General features: G+C 57.4%; 11 protein-coding genes. 7 read left to right on the top strand and 4 right to left on the bottom strand.

Annotation, left to right across the window (positions count from 1 at the left end; genetic code table 11):
* The 4 genes from HQL63_08160 to HQL63_08145 form a co-directional block, all read right to left on the bottom strand.
* Complete coding sequence (locus HQL63_08160; GenBank protein MBF0176804.1) at nucleotides 1-1,122, bottom strand: PilT/PilU family type 4a pilus ATPase; 1,122 nt, start codon at nucleotides 1,120-1,122, stop codon at nucleotides 1-3.
* A gap of 101 nt (nucleotides 1,123-1,223) precedes the next feature.
* Nucleotides 1,224-1,805 carry a hypothetical protein gene (locus HQL63_08155; protein ID MBF0176803.1) on the bottom strand — a complete coding sequence of 194 codons (582 nt, stop codon included), beginning with the start codon at nucleotides 1,803-1,805 and terminating at the stop codon, nucleotides 1,224-1,226.
* Nucleotides 1,802-2,440 (bottom strand): hypothetical protein, encoded by a 639-nt coding sequence (locus HQL63_08150; GenBank protein ID MBF0176802.1) that lies wholly within the window; start codon nucleotides 2,438-2,440, stop codon nucleotides 1,802-1,804. Before HQL63_08150 ends, HQL63_08155 begins: the two co-directional genes overlap by 4 nt.
* A 16-nt stretch (nucleotides 2,441-2,456) precedes the next feature.
* A complete protein-coding gene (locus HQL63_08145; GenBank protein MBF0176801.1) occupies nucleotides 2,457-3,494 on the bottom strand; it encodes a type IV pilus twitching motility protein PilT in 1,038 nt (345 codons plus the stop codon).
* Between the two features lie 379 nt (nucleotides 3,495-3,873).
* Between HQL63_08145 and recA the strand changes: the two genes are divergently transcribed.
* From recA to HQL63_08110, 7 genes are all read left to right on the top strand, one after another.
* Nucleotides 3,874-4,965 carry a recombinase RecA gene (gene recA / locus HQL63_08140; protein ID MBF0176800.1) on the top strand — a complete coding sequence of 364 codons (1,092 nt, stop codon included), beginning with the start codon at nucleotides 3,874-3,876 and terminating at the stop codon, nucleotides 4,963-4,965.
* Nucleotides 4,966-5,001: 36 nt separating this feature from the next.
* On the top strand, nucleotides 5,002-7,275 hold the full coding sequence (gene parC, locus HQL63_08135) for a DNA topoisomerase IV subunit A (protein ID MBF0176799.1): 2,274 nt from the start codon (nucleotides 5,002-5,004) through the stop codon (nucleotides 7,273-7,275).
* A 265-nt stretch (nucleotides 7,276-7,540) separates the two neighbouring features.
* Nucleotides 7,541-9,490: a hypothetical protein gene (locus tag HQL63_08130; protein ID MBF0176798.1), complete on the top strand. Its 1,950-nt coding sequence runs from the start codon at nucleotides 7,541-7,543 to the stop codon at nucleotides 9,488-9,490.
* A gap of 122 nt (nucleotides 9,491-9,612) precedes the next feature.
* Nucleotides 9,613-10,743, top strand: a complete 1,131-nt coding sequence (locus tag HQL63_08125; protein MBF0176797.1) for a hypothetical protein — start codon at nucleotides 9,613-9,615, stop codon at nucleotides 10,741-10,743.
* Between the two features lie 118 nt (nucleotides 10,744-10,861).
* Entirely contained in the window at nucleotides 10,862-14,494 is a 3,633-nt protein-coding gene (locus HQL63_08120; protein ID MBF0176796.1) for an SLBB domain-containing protein, read from the top strand.
* A 37-nt stretch (nucleotides 14,495-14,531) separates the two neighbouring features.
* Nucleotides 14,532-16,580 (top strand): carbon starvation protein A, encoded by a 2,049-nt coding sequence (locus tag HQL63_08115; protein MBF0176795.1) that lies wholly within the window; start codon nucleotides 14,532-14,534, stop codon nucleotides 16,578-16,580.
* Nucleotides 16,580-16,792, top strand: coding sequence for a putative selenoprotein (locus tag HQL63_08110; protein MBF0176794.1), 213 nt, complete (start codon nucleotides 16,580-16,582; stop codon nucleotides 16,790-16,792). The genes HQL63_08115 and HQL63_08110 overlap by 1 nt, the downstream gene beginning before the upstream one ends.
* The last annotated feature ends 91 nt before the right edge of the window (nucleotides 16,793-16,883 follow it).

The raw sequence follows: 16,883 nt of genomic DNA, 5'->3' as shown, positions 1-16,883 counted from the left end.
CTACGCTTCCTCTTTGGGTTTGAGGCTCAAGCTCCCCAGCCCGGCGGTGAGATCCTTGTTCTTGGACGATTTGCTCTCCAGTTTGATTTTGAGGCGCAACTCATTGGCAGAGTCGGAGAAACGCAAGGCATCCTCGTAGGTGATCAAACCCTTTTCAAACAGGTTGAAAAGGGCCTGATCGAAAGTCACCATGCCGAGCTCATTGGATTTGGCCATGACCTCTTTGATGCCGTGGACCTCTCCCTTGAAAACCAGATCGGATACCAGGGGGGATTTGAGCAGGATTTCGATGGCGGCAACACGCCCGCCACCCACTCTCGGCAGCAAACGCTGTGAGACGATCGCCCGCAGGTTGAGGGACAGATCCATCAGGAGCTGTTGACGTTTGTCGGAAGGGAACATGTTGATGATGCGGTCCAGAGCCTGGTTGGCGCTGTTGGCGTGCAAAGTGGAGAGCGCCAGATGGCCGGTTTCGGCAAAATTGATGGCGTGCTCCATGGTTTCGCGATCGCGAATTTCGCCGATCAGGATGACATCGGGAGCCTGACGCAGGGTGTTTTTGAGAGCAATGTGCCAATCGTCGGTGTCCACGCCGACCTCCCGCTGGGTGATCAGGCAGTTGTGGTGTGGGTGGACATACTCGATGGGATCTTCAATGGTGATGATGTGGCCGTGGGTCATGGCGTTGCGATGGCCCAACATGGCGGCCAGAGATGTGGATTTTCCGGAACCCGTACCACCGACCATCAACACCAGGCCGGTCTTGGACAGCACCACATCTTTCAAGATGGGCGGGAGACCCAGCTTGTCAAAATCAGGAATGTCCGTGGTGATGGTGCGCAGCACCATGCCGGCTCGTCCCTGCTGAACGAAGGCGTTGACGCGAAACCGGCCAATACCCTGCGGATGAATGGCAAAATTGCACTCGCGGGTTTGCTCGAACTCCTTGGCTTGTTTCTCGGTCATGATGGAACGGGCCAGTTCCAGAGTTTGCGCAGCCGTCAAAGCTTTGTCGGTCACGGGTGTCATTTTTCCGTGCTTTTTGATGGCTGGAGGAAATCCGACAGTGATGAAGAGGTCGGAGCCACCCTGTTCCAGCATGTTTTTCAAGGCATCCAGCATGAAGCGATTGGCATGATCACGTTCCACGGCGGTCGTTCCTCGTTATAACGGGTTGGTCCATGCGCAAGGCCAAGCAGGTGAAAAGCAACCTGGCCAAGTTGTTAGAGAGGTTGTCCGAGCAGGCGGCGGATGTCCGATCCGATATTCAGCATGAAATCCCTGGAGGCCAGCGCAACCTTGTCCTTGAGGCGGATGATCTGGGCGTTCACGAATATGCGATTCTGGGCGACGGTATAGCTGCCCACCAGAAGAACCTTGGCCTTGTGATCCTGGCCGATCTTCTCGATCTCCCGGGAGAGGATGAACTCCCCCTGATCCTTCCGGATCAATAAATCCTTGCGAATTTTGGCCTCAATGATGGAGTAGCCCCTTTGGGTGAAGCGTGAGGCCATTTGTCGGGCGATGAGCCGCCCCAGGGAGGAGGTCTCGTCCAGATTGTCCAGATTGACGAAGGTGACCGGAAGGATGGATTGCTGAGGCATCATACGCTCTTCCAACTCAGCGACCATGACATCGGCAGCTGCATAGGAAGCCTCAACCAGATCCTGGGGGAGTGGCTGGGTCATGGGTTGGGAGACCAGGGGCAGGGTTTCCGGTGTTGGCCGCGAGGCGCAACCAACCGCAGCCAGACAACCGACCGTCAAGAGGCCGGCCACCACGACAGTGGTGACATGGCTCTTCATCTGTCCACCACTTTCAAGGCGGGTCCACCTGTTTCGACCAGGAGGTCACGCGAGGCGGTACCCAGAGGCATCTTGGCATCGATGGAGGCCAACACCTGCTTGTTTCTGACCTGGATCATGCGGGTGGTGAAATCCAGGGTGTCCCGGCTGCGGGTATAACTGCCGACCACCACGGCAAAAGCCTTGTATTCCGTAGAGAGCTTGTCCACATCGCGGGAGAGAACAAACTCGCCCTCCATGACGCGGATGGAGATATCCTCCCGCAATTTGGGTTCCACCACCGCGTAACCCTGCTGGGTCAGCCGGGAAGAGATGTGGTCGGAGACCATGAGCCCAAGTTCCGAGGTGGTGTCCACATTGGTTCTGTCGACAAAACTGGCCACCAGAATGGGCTTCTGGCGGCTGAAGGAGGGGTGGTTTTTGCGCAGTTCCCCTACCAGGGAGTCGGCAATCTTGTGACTCATGTCGATCAGGTCGACCTCCTGGAAGGCTGGTGGCATGGGTTGCGACGCCATGGCCACAGGCTGTGGTGGCGGTGGTGGCGGCGCCGACGACATCCATGTCTGGTTGCAACCAGTCACTCCAACTGCGACCAGCACGGGCAAGAGCCGGAGACCGGGGAACATTTTGCGCATAGGTATAAAGTCCTGGCTATTTAAAAGCATCCTTGATGTTGGCCTTGTCGCGGGCCGCTTCTTTGGTGATGAGACCCTTCTGCATGAGATCCTGCAAGCCCTGTTCCAAAGTTTGCATGCCGACCGCCTTGCCGGTCTGAATGGCCGAATACATCTGGGCAACCTTGTTTTCCCGGATCAGGTTGCGGATGGCGCTGGTCGCAACCATGATTTCATGGACCGCCACCCGTCCCCCCCCCTTCTTCTTGAGCAGGTTCTGAGATATCACCGCTCGCAGAGATTCGGAGAGCATGGTGCGGATCATGTCTTTTTCCGCAGCCGGGAAGACATCGACGATACGGTCAATGGTTTTGGCCGCCGAGGTGGTGTGCAGGGTGCCGAAGACCAGATGGCCGGTTTCTGCGGCGGTCAGAGCGAGACGGATGGTCTCCAGGTCGCGCATTTCGCCGACCAGGATGACATCTGGATCTTCACGCAGGGCCGAACGCAAGGCATTGGTGAAGCTCTGCGTATCCCGGTGCACTTCGCGCTGGTTGATCAGACATTTGCTGGATTGGTGAACGAACTCAATGGGATCCTCGATGGTGAGGATATGGCCGTATTCGTTTTTGTTCTTGTGGTCGATGATGGCGGCCAGGGTGGTGGATTTGCCGGAACCAGTGGGTCCGGTGACCAGAACCATGCCCCGGGGAGATTCGGCAAACTCCTTGAAAATGTTCGGTGCGCTCAACTGTTCCAGGCTGAGGATGTCGGAAGGAATGGTGCGGAAGACGCCACCGGCGCCCCGATTTTGTACGAAAGCATTGACCCTGAATCTTGCAAGTCCAGGAATTTCAAACGAAAAGTCTGCTTCCAAATGTTCCTCGTACTCTTTGCGCTGTCTGTCGTTCATGATGTCGTAGATCATGTCGTGGACATGTTCGTGGTCCAGAACCGGAACGTCGATACGACGTATATCGCCGTCCACGCGGATGAGAGGCGGCATCCCGGCTGAAAGATGCAGGTCGGAGGCCTTGTTTTTGACACTGAAGGCCAACAGTTCGGATATTTCCATGTCTACACCCCATGACTGTTTTTGTGTGCGGATGGGAGAAGCCTCTCGCCACCCTCTCTTGTTCTTGTGCGGACGGAAGAAGCCTCTCGTCACCCTCTCTTGTTCTTGTGCGGACGGAAGAAGCCTCTCGCCATCCTCCAACCGTCCAGGATCGTCCTGCAACCCTTGCGGCGATTTTTACGCCACTTCTTCAGCATCCTACACGGAAGCGGGAGAAGGGGGCAACCGATCCTCTCCCGGCGAGATCCTGCCCACCGACCGAATCTTGTGGCGCTCCGAACCATTTTGCTATGCCTTGAAGGGGGATTTTGCTAGAATGCGGGGATTTCTTTAAGAAGACGAGGGCGCAGGCGATGGCCTGTTGTCCATGGGTTGATCAATGCGCGAAGGGGAACCGAAGATGGCACTGGACAGCAACAAGGCGCAGGCGTTGGATGCAGCCATGGCCCAGATCGAGAGGCAGTTTGGCAAGGGTTCCATCATGCGCATGGATGGGGGGATCCTGGATCAGGTACCGGTGATCTCCACCGGCTCCTTGGGGTTGGACATTGCGCTTGGGGTTGGAGGACTTCCCAGGGGTCGGGTGGTGGAGGTGTACGGGCCTGAGGCCTCGGGCAAAACGACCCTGGCCTTGCATGTGGCGGCAGAGATCCAAAAAAAAGGTGGTGTGGCCGCCTTCGTGGATGCCGAACATGCCCTGGATCCTGGCTACGCCCGCAAGCTGGGGGTCAAGATCGAGGAGCTCCTGATCTCCCAGCCGGATACGGGCGAGCAGGCCCTGGAGATCACCGATATGCTGGTTCGTTCCGGCGCTGTTGACTTGGTGGTGGTCGACTCGGTGGCAGCCCTGACGCCCAAGGCGGAGCTGGAAGGGGACATGGGCGACTCCCACATGGGGTTGCAGGCCAGACTCATGTCCCAGGCGTTGCGCAAATTGACGGGCAGCATCTCCCGCTCCAACTCCATCGTCCTGTTCATCAATCAGATCCGCATGAAAATCGGGGTGATGTTCGGCAGTCCAGAGACCACGACCGGCGGTAACGCGCTTAAGTTTTATGCATCGGTGCGCCTGGATATCCGTCGCACCAACTCCATCAAGGACAAAGAGGATATCGTTGGCAGCCGGTGCAAGGTCAAAGTGGTCAAAAACAAAATGGCCCCGCCTTTCCGATCTGCCGAATTTGATATCACCTATGGGGAGGGCATCTCTCTGGTCGGGGAGATTCTGGATATGGCCGTGGAGAAAAATATTCTGGAAAAATCCGGCGCCTGGTATGCCTACAAGGGCGAAAGGATTGGGCAGGGACGGGAAAATGCCAAACGTTACCTGCGCGACAACGAAGCGATCTGTCACGAGTTGGAGGATCGCCTGCGCGTGGCGCATGACCTGCCACCACGTTTTGGTGGCGGCGGTGATGCCGCTCCCATCCCGCCCGTTGTGCGGACAGACGCGGAATCTTCCGAGGGATGATCCCCGGATGTCAGGTCAACCCATCGGGATGATCCCATGACCCTTGCTTCCGGCCTTGTCAGGGAGACCCCCATCCGGCTGGAGTTGGAGAGCCGCTACCTCGCCTATGCCCTGTCGACGATCATCAGTCGTTCCCTGCCGGATGTCCGCGATGGCCTGAAACCGGTCCACCGCCGCATTCTGTTTGCCATGCGTGCGTTGCATCTGGATCCGGGGTCGGGGTTCAAAAAATCGGCGCGTGTGGTCGGAGATGTGATTGGCAAGTTCCACCCGCATGGCGACCAGGCGGCCTATGAGGCGATGGTGCGTCTGGCCCAGGAGTTTGCCGTGCGCTACCCGTTGGTGGATGGCCAAGGGAATTTCGGCAATATCGACGGCGACGGGGCCGCAGCCATGCGCTATACGGAAGCGCGTCTGACAAAAGTGGCGCAATCTTTGCTTGAGGATCTGGACCAGGAGACCGTCCATCTGGTTCCGACCTACGATGGATCTCTCGAAGAGCCCGTTGTGCTGCCGGCGCGGTTTCCCAACCTCCTGGCCAACGGGTCCACGGGGATTGCGGTGGGGATGTCGACCTCGATTCCTCCGCACAACGTGGGTGAAGTGCTTGCCGCTGCTCTGTTGTTGATTCGTCGGCCAGAGGCCTCGATCGAGGAACTGGCGGGCTGTGTGCCGGGGCCCGATTTTCCGACCGGTGGTGTTCTGGTTTCCAGCCAGGCCGAGATTCTGGAGAGTTACCGGACGGGACGGGGAACGCTTCGGTTGCGGGCGCGGTGGAGTGTGGAGAAACTGCAAAGGGGTGGCTGGCGGATCGTGATCAGTGAAATTCCATATCAGGTTCCCAAGGCTCGTTTGATTGAGCGTATCGCCCAGTTGATCGTTGACAAGAGATCCCCCTTCCTGGCCGACGTGCGTGACGAGTCCGATGAGCTTCTGCGGATTGTCCTGGAGCCCAGGACGCGGAGTATCGAACCTGAAAAGGTGATGGCCTACCTGTTCAAGAATACGGATTTGGAGGTGCGGGTTGCAGTCAATTTGAATGTTGTGACAGCTGATGCCCGACCTGAGGTGATGGATCTCAAGGGATTATTACAGGCGTGGTTGAGTCATCGGTTTCAGGTTATCACGCGGCGAAGCCGCCACGAACTGGAACGTATGGGTCAGCGGCTGCACCAGTTGGCGGCCCATTTGATCGTTCATCTGAACATCGATGCCGTCATTGCCATCATCAAGGAGCATGATGATCCGGCCCCGGTTCTCATGCGCCGTTTTGGCCTGGACAGTGAGCAGGCCGAAGCCGTTCTCAATCTCCGTCTGCGCGCCTTGCGCCGCCTGGAGGAGATGGCCATCCGCAAGGAGATTGCGGAGAAGGAGGCGAGGGCGGATGAGTTGCGCACCTTGTTGGCGGAAGATCAGCGCATGTGGGGTGCGGTGCAGCAGGAGGTGCAGAAGACTCGCAGGGAGTTTGCCGATCCGCGCCGCACGGAGTTGGGTGGGACGCCGCAGGAGATCGACCTGCGGCCAGAAGATTTGATCCAGCGTGAACCCCAGACGGTGGTTTTGTCGCTCAGGGGTTGGGTGAAGACCTTGAAGGGGCATGATGCCGATCTGGGCAGGCAACGGTTCAAAGGTGATGATGACCTGTTGCTGCAAATCAACGCCTTCTCCAACGATACGGTTTCCTTCGTGTTCGGGTCGGGCAAGGTGTATTCCACTCTGGTGGATCGGTTGCCTTCGGGTAAGGGTTTCGGTGAACCCCTGACCGTCATTTTCGAGATCGAGGGTGGCGATGTCGTGCAGTGGGTTGTTGTGGTCGAGAGCGAGAAGGAGTATTTCGTGGCCACCCGGTGGGGACAGGGGTTGCGCATCAAAGGGAGCGATTTTGTTGCCAACCAGAGGACCGGCAAGCAGATCCTGACTTTTGGCGAGGGTGACCGGCTTCTCTCCGTTCGGCCCATCGAAGGGACGCTTGTCGGATCCATCTGCCAGGGGCGTCGGTTCTTGGTGTGCGACGTGCAGGAGTTTCCGCTGCTTTCCCGCGGCAAGGGGGTGCGGATCCAACGGCTGCAAAAGGGTGAGGAGATTGTGGATATCGTTGTTTTTTCCCCGGAGAGTGGCGTCACCCTGGATTCTGGCCGGCGGACGCGACAAATTGTGGATTTGGGCAGGTGGCGGGCCCCAAGGGGTGCGCGGGGCGCCATGCTGCCGCATGGTTTTTTGAGCGGAGCCGTGTTTTGCGGCAGTGGCATCTCTCCCGACCAGGTCGGGAAGGGGCTGACGGGAGATCTAGGGCTTGAGGAGGATGCCTGAGATGATTTTGTGGTGCGGTCTGATAGTTTTGTATTGACATGGGGTGGCAACGTTTGGCAATGTGGCGGCTGTTGTGGTATTGCAGGGCAAGGGAACGGAATGGTAGGATTGTTTTTTGGAGATTGGTGCGTGCTGGTCCGCATCGAGAAGCCGCTGTGAACAGGGTCAGCGTTGACCGCATGGGCTTCCCCTTTTTCCTTGGGGCGTGCTTTCTTCCAGGGATGGGATCAACCTGAATAATTTTAGATTGTGAGGAGTTTAAGACATGAAGCAGTGGGGGATGAAAACATTGGCCAAAAAAGGCTCGTTGCTCGCACTGGCGGGAATCCTGACGGTTGGAGTCGTGGCTTGTGGCGGCGGCGGTTCGTCCGGCTCGACCGGCTCGACGGTTTCCGGTTTGGCGGCCAAAGGGCCCTTGACCAACTCGACGATCAGCTACAACGGGCAGCTGCTGAGCGGCGCGGTGCCCACCAACGGTCGCTACAGCGTGTCGCTGTCTCTGCCGGCCCAGAATTCGACTGCTGCCTATCCGCTGACCTTCTCGGGCGGTATCGACGATGTGACCGGGTTGGTTCCGGATATGGACCTGAACACGCTTGTGACCGGCGCGACCACGACGTTGAACGCCAACGCGCTTACGTCGATCATTTACTCGGCTGCCGTGGCGGCGGCGGGTGGTACGTCAGCGGCTGTCACGACGGCCAACGTCAATGCCGTCAAGGGGTTCGTCGTCAATCAGTTTGGCTTCGGTATCGACGGGGCTCTTGATGGCGCCGCCACCTTCGATCCTTTGACCACCGATGTGACCGCTCTGGATGCTGCCCATGCCGGCCAGTATGCCATGGCTTTGGAAGCGACCGGCGAAATGCTGCGTCGCGTCGCTGCATCCAACCCCACCAACGTGGGTGGCACTGGGTGGAGCGTCGCGAACGTTGTCGGCATGCTCGGTACGGCGCTGAAGTCGGGGACCGCTCTGGATGTGGCTTCCACTCCCGCCTTCACGAATGCCGTCTTCCTGTCGGCTGCCCAGGTCACCGACGAGGTGGTCAGTCAATCCTTGACGGTCACGAGCACCAGTGGACCGGTCACCATGGCGACCATCGCCCTGAAGTATGCCAGCACCTTCACTTCGAAGGTTCAGCCGGTGCTGACCACCACCTCTACCTCGGCGGCCTTGGGGACGGCAGCGAAATACTTCTGGAGCGCCGCTGTTCCGTTGTTGCAGGCCAGCAATCCTACCCTCGCCGCCAAGTATAGCGCTCTGTTGGCGGCGATCGGCACGTCCAAACTCATCGGGGACATCAAGACGGCCTTCCTCGCCAACATTGGTACGGTCAGTGCGATCACTGCCTCCAGTGTCACGTCGGTCGCAACAGCGAATGCCACCACGGCTGCCGCTCAGGCTGCTGCCGCTTCCAATGCGGCCCAGGCTATTGTCCCGTCGTCTCCCACAACGACCAACAACATTCTCTTGAATGCCGCCGCCAACTCCATCACCGTGTATGACTACGGCAACAATGGCGTTGGATTCCCCATGTCGACGCCCACTCTCAGCGGGACGGTCCTGACCACCAATCTGCCGTCGACCTACACGATCAGTGGGAAGAACCTGGCCCTGTTGACGACCGTCCAATACCCGGGCAATGCGTCGGACCCGGGTGCGCAGGCCGTTTCCCCCGTGATCAACTTCAACCTGACCAGCCTTCCCGTGATCTCGGCGGGTACTGCGAACGTGACTCTGCTGCTGAAGGATGGCACCTCTGCGACCAGGGCTTCCGGTGAGCGTTATATCAGCGCGAGTTACATCATGAACTATGTCTCTGATGGGACGTTCCTGACGCTGACATTGCCGGCTGGTGGCACGGCTGCGGTGACCTACTACACGACAGACACCACCATGACCACGCCTTCCACCTTGACCGTTTCCAACACGGCGTTCGATAGCGTGCTCGTCTCCAAGGCTGGCCTGACTGCCAGCAAGGCGGCCAATCCTGGTACGGCTTCCAACACCATGATCGAGGCCAAAGTTTTCAGCCTCTTCAATGCGAACAAGAATCTGGCCTCGGCCCTGAATGCAGCCGTGACGCAGGGGTCTTACTTCTACCAAATCAGCTTCAACGGTCTCCCGATCTCTGCCGACATGAATGGCAACGCTCTTGTCGACACGGGTGATGGCCCGATCAGCTCGATTCAGGGTACCTTCACCGTTAAGTGATCCGCAGCGCATTGGAGTTTCGATCTCTTGAAAGGAGTGTGCCTTGTGCACACTCCTTTTTTCTTTTTGTGATGGTGGTGCTGTAGGCTTGTTCAACGTCACTGAGGGGGAGATTGTCGATTTTGCAACGCAAGAATTTTCCCAGCCAGCGTCTATCCGGGAGCAGTGTGATTTTTCTCGTCTGCTTCCTGGAAGGGATGGGTTTTCCAGCGCGGGTCGCTGGAGCGCCGCTTGACGAATTTCTGACGGCACAACGTGGCTTCTCTCCTCTGCATGGTGAGTATGAGATCAGTTTTGATGTAATGAACAACAAGGTGGACATTGCCAATATCAGGGGGAGAGACACGACCTACGCCAATACCGATGTAGGTGATTATCGGGGAGGGCACATTTATGCAGGTGTGGCATTGACACGCCGACTCTGGGTGGACGGCTCCCTATGGAGTCGGGCGATACAGACACCTCAGGAACCCCTGGATGGATTCAGTTGGCAACGTGCCATACAGTACCAGTTGACCGTCAACCTGGGAAAACTGCCTGCTTTGGCGCTCCGCTTCAGTCAATGGGGAAATTCAGCGAAAGGGGTTAGCAAAAAGACAACCCTCCTCCTGGGAGACAATACAGTAGATAATGTCGATATCATGAAACCATCTGACGAACAAACGCAAATCGATTTGATCGGCACATGGAATGTGACAAAAAAAGACTCTTTTTCGGTGTTTGTTGGCGGTGGTACCAGCAAGATCGGTTTTAAAGATTTTATTGCGACCATGTCGAATAATTGTCGTTACAAATTGGATTCACCTTCAAAATATCAGATTGCCGGGCAATTGGTTGGTGGAACCGTGGATGAGTGCCAGCTGGTTGCCTTTGATATCAATGATCCATCCCCCAGATACCCTGGCCCGGACATGATGCAGATGAAATACAAGGCAACCTATCAGCACCTTGGGGGGATGTATCAATGGTTCAATGAGGCGTGGAGGTTTCGACTGGGCGCCAGGTATGAAATGCAAAACCGCTCCATGGACGAAGACTTGCGTGCTTCTGGCATCCCATATTTTGATTCAAATACTTTGATTACAACAGAAGTTGGGTATAAACCCTACAAAAAGGTCGCTTTTTTTGTGCGAGCACAAATGATGAATCACCAGCTTTTGAGTGAGATCCCTTTTTCATACAATCGATTCACCTCATCCAAGTTTGGCAGGCAGTATGGCCTGTTGAATTTTGGTCTCCAGGGTGGTTTTTAATCCCGGAGGGTTGCGATCCGCCGCTTTCCTGGGGCTTGCTGAAACAGGATGCCTTGGCAGGAAAACCATATCCTGGTAAAGTCCAAAATTTGCTCCCGACAAAAGAAAATGGTTCAGCATGCGTGGTCGAGTTTATGGAGTCATCCTGGTTGTGTTTGCCCTGGCCGCTCTCTTTTTTCCGGAAAGAGCGGTAGCGGCGGATGATTTGGTTGGCGATGGCCTGATGGAACTCTTGCGGGGTGGCCGCAAGTCCGACGCACTTGGCTTGCCGTCCTTGGGCAGGACGCCATCGATCAACATCAGAGGGGATTTTGGCGACAATCAAAATGCCCCGTTACTCGGCCAGGAGCAAAAGGACCAGCAGGAAAAAAAGTCAGACACCCCCCAGGACAACCCCCTGAGCAGGATTCACCCGGCGCGGCTGCCGGTTCCGGAGCCCGTTCCTGGCGCCAAACAAACCAAAATGGACGGAAAAGGCCAGGCCGACTTGCCCAAGGATGCCAGCCTGGAACAGAAGGGGGTGCAGGGCCCTCTCCTCAAGCAGTTTGGCTACGATCTGTTTGAGGGCATGCCCTCGACCTTTGCCCCGGTTGCCAACATCCCCATCCCCTCCGACTATGTGATCGGGCCGGGTGATACGATACAGGTCCAGATGTCCGGGAAGGCTTTTCAAACCTATCCCCTCAAAGTCACGCGCGAGGGCATGGTCGATTTTCCGGGTATTGGCCTCATTCCCGTGGCGGGGGTCTCGTTCCATGAAGTCAAGGATCTGCTGGCCGGACGTATCAAGTCGCAATTGATCGGGATGGAGTTGACCCATGTGACCATGGCGTCGCTGCGCTCCATCCGGGTGTTCGTTCTCGGGGATGTTCATCGCCCGGGCAGCTTTACGGTGGGGGCTCTCTCCACCATGGTCAATGCCCTCTTCGCCAGTGGCGGTGTGACGCCAGTGGGGTCGCTGCGGCAAATTCAATTGAAACGGGGCGACAAGGTTGTCACGACCCTGGATCTCTATGATCTCCTCATGCATGGGGATACCAGTCGCGACGCCAGATTGGTGGATGGAGATGTGCTCTTTGTTCCCCCCATCGGGGCGACCGTCGGGGTGGAAGGGGAGGTGCGCCGACCCGGTATTTTCGAGCTGAAAAATGATAAAACGGTCCAGGATGTCTTGAAAATGGCCGGGGGTTTGTTTCCGTCCGCCTTCAAGAGAGGGATCCAGCTGGAACGTATCCAGGAGGGCAAAGGACGTAAAATTCTGGCCCTGGATCTGAGTCAGGGTTCCTTGGCCAAGACCCGGGTGCAAAGTGGCGATACCATCCGCATCCAGTCCGTGCTCGAAAAGATGGAGGATGTGGTCACCCTCTCCGGTCATGTGGAACGTCCCGGACCTTACGAATGGCGCCAGGGATTGCGCCTGACCGATGTGGTCTCGTCCCCCAGGGCGTTACAGGAAAATCCCGATCTTGGTTACGTCCTGATTCGACGCGAGTCGCATGATGGCTATCGATGGAAATTTCTCGTCTCCAGATTGGATCAGCCCTTTGCCAATCGGGAATCGCCCTACAATACCCTCTTGCAACCGCATGACGAGATTCTGGTCCTGGGGTTGAACGAGGATCGGGCGAAAACCATCGAACCCTGGGTGACGGAACTGCGCCGACAAACACCCTCCGATCAGCTTGAGCCCATCGTCAGCGTTGAGGGCAATGTTCGTTTCCCGGGCGTCTACCCGTTTGCTCAGGGCATGCATCTGTCGGAGTTGGTGCGCTCGGCTGCCGACACCTTGCCCGGGACCGACCTGGATTATGCCGTCGTGGTGCGCGTCCTGGACAAGGATGGCCGGGTCGCTCCTTTCTCGATCCGGCTGCGCGATATCTTCGGCAACGAAGGCTCGCCCAGCGATCTCCTGGTCCGCCCTGAAGACAAGTTGCTCGTCTTTGCCAGCAGCAACTATTTTGAAGAGTATACCCTGGCCCAGGATCGCAAGGGGCTTTTCTCCCGGGAACTCAAGATTCCAGGGCAGGGAGCCGGTCGCGATCGCAAGGTGGAAAAAAAGGAAGGACAAAATCCCTTCATTGACTCAAGCGGCAACCTGGAGCAGTCGGATGATTTCTTCATAGCCAATTCGGTCAAAAAATCCGGCAGCGGTGATTCTGGCGAAGGGGGTGGACAGGGAGGCATGGACAATGTCTTCTCCCGCTCGGCCATGGTCGGGGGGACGGATTTCCTGAGCCGGAACTACGCCAATGTCAGGGGGAGGTATCTGTCCGATGACCAGCGTCAGCAGCAGGCCGGCCTGGCCCATTCTCTGTCACGCTCCCAGGCGAGCCGTGCCCAGAACATGCAGGAAAAGGAAACGGAGATAACGACCCAGCAGTCCGCCTTCGGTGGATTCAACCAGCGGGAACGCTTCAAACGGTTCAGGCATTCGGTCTCTGACCTTCCTGCCTTCATGACGGGCGGCATGCAAACGGACGATGCCAAGGAGAAGTTTTCCTTCCTCAGGGTGCCGACCAACTCTCCAGAGTTGGCGGACCATTTTTATTCCTGGTCACAGCGTACCCGTGAGGGGTTGCTGAAGCCGGTTCTGGAGCAACTCCAGGCCCAGGCCACCTTTTCGCAACCCTCCCGCATCGTCGCTGTCTCGGGCATGGTGCGCTTTCCAGGTCGCTACCCGTTGGAAGAGGGGATGCGCATCAGCGACCTGATCCGCGCCGGCGGATGGATGGCCGAACCAGCCTATACCCTGGAAGCGGAGATCAACCGCTACTTCATCACCGATAAAAAAACCAGGGAGATGCAGCACCTGAGTGTCGCCTTGAATGACGTTTTGTCGGGGAATCCAACAGCCGATCTTGACTTGCGTCCCTACGATGCCCTGACCATCAAGCCGGTGCCCAACTGGTCGGGAACCATGCATGTCTCGATCCAGGGGGAAGTCCGCTTTCCCGGCACCTACCCGGTCAAAAAAGGGGAGACGCTCAAACAGCTGATCGAACGGGCTGGCAATCTGACCGAATTTGCCTTTCCGGAGGGGGCCATATTCCTGCGCGAAGATTTGAAGGAGAGGGAGCGCAAGGAGATGGAAGCCCTGGCCAATCGTCTGGAAGGGGAGATCGTCAAATACACCCTGATGCACACGCGGACGTCGATCTCCGCCGATTCAACGAAAAATGCAGCGGTCGACCCGGTGACCCTGAATGCCATCATGGCCAAGCTGAAAGAGACCCATCCGCAGGGACGTTTGGCCATCGACCTTCCGGCAATCCTGGCTGGTGTAGAGGACGACGGCTCGCCGGTTGCCGATTCGTTCTTCTGGGAATCAGGAAAAAAGGCCTCTGTCTCCATCTCGTTGCGTGACGGGGATCAAATCCTGTTGCCGCCGAAGAGCAGCGAGGTGACCGTTCTGGGCGAGGTCAACTATCCCTCTTCCCATCAGTTCTGGCGCAGCAAGTCGGCGGAAGATTACGTCAGTCTGAGTGGTGGTTTCAGCAACAGCGCCGACAAGGATAATATCTACATCGTCAAGGCCAATGGTCAGGTCATTCCCAAGAATGCCGACAGCATTTTTGGATCCTCCTGGTTTGCCATGGGCAGCCTGGATGTCGCGGCGGGCGACACCATCGTCGTCCCTCTGAAAACAGACCAGATCGAGATCATGGATTTCTTGAAGAATGTCTCCAGCATTCTCTACAACCTGACGATCACGACGGCTGCCATCAAACAATTGGGTATCATTGGGAAATAGTCTCTGCATGGTCACCAGCACACGGATTGCGCGTGGGATGAAGCATCTGCCTTGGGTGGTGTTGGGGGTGTTTGGCGCCTTCGCACTGGGAACCATCGCGTTGCATCATGGCGAGACCATCAACGCCCTGTGGATCGTCGTGGCGGCGATTGCCGTCTATCTGATCAGTTTTCGCTATTACAGCCTGTTTATCGCCCGCCGGGTCATGGGACTGGATCCTGAACGGCCAACCCCGGCGGTGCGAAAAAATGACGGCCTGGATTTTGTCCCCACCAACCGCTATTTCCTCTTCGGGCACCATTTTGCGGCGATCGCCGGGGCGGGACCGTTGGTTGGCCCGGTGCTCGCTTCGCAGATGGGGTACTATCCGGGCATGATGTGGCTGCTCTTCGGCGTCGTCCTGGCGGGCGCCGTGCAGGACTTCATGATTCTCTTCATCTCCATGCGGCGGGATGGTCGTTCCCTGGGTGAACTGATCAAGGCGGAGATGGGGGAGGCGCCGGGGGTCATAGCCTTGTTCGGCACCTTGATGATCATGGTGATTTTGCTGGCTGTTCTGGCCCTGATCGTCGTCAAGGCCCTGGCGGAGAGCCCATGGGGAACGTTTACCGTTGCGGCGACCATTCCCATTGCCCTGTTCATGGGGGTTTATCTGCGTTTCCTCCGGCCTGGTCGTTTGGGGGAGGTGTCGGTGATCGGTTTCATCTCTCTCATGGCCTCCATCGTCATAGGGGGGGAGGTGATGCAGAGCCCCACCTGGGGGCCACTGTTCACATTCACTGCCCAGGATTTGTCCTGGATGCTCATGGCCTATGGTTTTTTGGCTTCGGTGCTGCCGGTGTGGTTGTTGCTGGCGCCGCGTGATTATCTTTCGACATTTCTCAAGATTGGAACCATCCTGGCCATGTCCGTGGCCATCATGATCGTGGCTCCCCCCATGAAGATGCCTGCCTTGACATCATTCACCGATGGGAGCGGTCCGGTCTGGTCCGGGTCTCTTTTCCCCTTCCTTTTCATCACGATAGCTTGTGGCGCCGTCTCCGGCTTTCATGCCCTCATCGCTTCGGGGACCACGCCGAAAATGTTGGAAAATGAGTTGCACGCCCGTTTTATCGGCTATGGCGGCATGCTCATGGAGGCGTTTGTGGCCATCATGGCGCTGGTGGCGGCGGGGTGCATCGAGCCAGGCATCTATTTTTCCATGAACAGCCCCATGGCCATCCTCGGACCCAGTGCCGATCATGCCGCCCAAACCATTGGCCAATGGGGGTTTGTGGTGACGCCAGAGATGATCCAACAGACCGCTGCGGACGTGGGGGAGCACACCATTCTTTCCCGCACCGGGGGCGCCCCAACCCTGGCGGTGGGCATGGCCTCTATTTTTTCGCAACTTTTGGGTGGCAGGGAGATGATGGGTTTCTGGTATCACTTTGCCATTTTGTTCGAGGCCTTGTTCATCTTGACGGCGGTGGATGCCGGTACGCGGGCGGGTCGTTTCATGGTGCAGGATTTGTTGGGCTTTTTCTTCGCTCCCCTGCAAAAGACCTCCTCCTTGGCCGGTAATCTTGTGGCCACTTTTTTATGTGTCGGCGCTTGGGGTTATTTTTTGCATCAGGGGGTCATGGATCCGTTTGGCGGGATCAACACCCTCTGGCCTTTGTTTGGGATCGCCAATCAAATGTTGGCTTCCATCGCCTTGATTCTGGCCACCGTGGTGCTTTTCAAGATGAAGCGGGAGCGGTACGCCTGGGTGACCACATTACCCACGCTTTGGCTCCTGACCAGCACCCTGACAGCGGCCTGGCAAAAAATTTTCCACGCCAATCCAAAGATTGGCTTTCTGGCCCATGCGGCGTATTTCCAGGATGGTTTGGCAGCGGGTACTGTTTTGGCGCCGGCCAAGAGTTTGGAGCAGATGCAGCAGATTGTCTTCAACGACCGGGTGGATGTCACGCTGGCTGTTCTGTTCATGGCGGTGGTGCTGGTTGTTCTGGGTTTTGGGATGCGCGTCTGTGTTGCGGCGTGGCGTTGTGAGCAGCCGACGGTCAAGGAGTCCGGGACCGAGGGGCCGTTGTTGTGTCGATGATGCGGGGTGTGGGTGATTTTTGGCGGCGTGGTTGGGGGGTGTTGGCCCAGGCTGCCCGTCTGCTGGTCGGGTTGCCTGACTATGATGCCTATGTTTTGCACCGGCAGCGGCGCCATCCGGGTGAGCCGGTCATGACCCGGGCGGCGTTCATCCAGGAGCGGCAGGAGGCGCGTTATGGTGGGCGCGGGGGGCAGCCGGGGCGGTGTTGCTAGGGCTGCAAAATCAAAAAAACGATTGAAAAACTGGGGTGGAGGTCCAGGAGGAAGGGCTGTGCCCTTCCTCCTGGTGGGGTTCGGGGCGAAG

It is taken from the genome of Magnetococcales bacterium, from assembly GCA_015231175.1.
GTDB lineage: Bacteria > Pseudomonadota > Magnetococcia > Magnetococcales > DC0425bin3 > HA3dbin3.
Note: the sequence above shows the minus strand (reverse complement) of the source record. Positions and strands in the feature narration are given on the sequence as shown.

What these genes read in the sequence shown, in the direction of transcription:
- HQL63_08115 (MBF0176795.1), top strand. Translation starts at nt 14,532, where the DNA reads ATGAAGCATCTGCCTTGGGTGGTGTTGGGGGTGTTTGGCGCCTTCGCA.
- HQL63_08155 (MBF0176803.1), bottom strand. Translation starts at nt 1,805, where the DNA reads ATGAAGAGCCATGTCACCACTGTCGTGGTGGCCGGCCTCTTGACGGTC.
- HQL63_08150 (MBF0176802.1), bottom strand. Translation starts at nt 2,440, where the DNA reads ATGCGCAAAATGTTCCCCGGTCTCCGGCTCTTGCCCGTGCTGGTCGCA.
- HQL63_08120 (MBF0176796.1), top strand. Translation starts at nt 10,862, where the DNA reads ATGCGTGGTCGAGTTTATGGAGTCATCCTGGTTGTGTTTGCCCTGGCC.
- HQL63_08160 (MBF0176804.1), bottom strand. Translation starts at nt 1,122, where the DNA reads ATGCTGGATGCCTTGAAAAACATGCTGGAACAGGGTGGCTCCGACCTC.
- HQL63_08110 (MBF0176794.1), top strand. Translation starts at nt 16,580, where the DNA reads ATGCGGGGTGTGGGTGATTTTTGGCGGCGTGGTTGGGGGGTGTTGGCC.
- parC (MBF0176799.1), top strand. Translation starts at nt 5,002, where the DNA reads ATGACCCTTGCTTCCGGCCTTGTCAGGGAGACCCCCATCCGGCTGGAG.
- HQL63_08145 (MBF0176801.1), bottom strand. Translation starts at nt 3,494, where the DNA reads ATGGAAATATCCGAACTGTTGGCCTTCAGTGTCAAAAACAAGGCCTCC.
- HQL63_08130 (MBF0176798.1), top strand. Translation starts at nt 7,541, where the DNA reads ATGAAGCAGTGGGGGATGAAAACATTGGCCAAAAAAGGCTCGTTGCTC.
- recA (MBF0176800.1), top strand. Translation starts at nt 3,874, where the DNA reads ATGCGCGAAGGGGAACCGAAGATGGCACTGGACAGCAACAAGGCGCAG.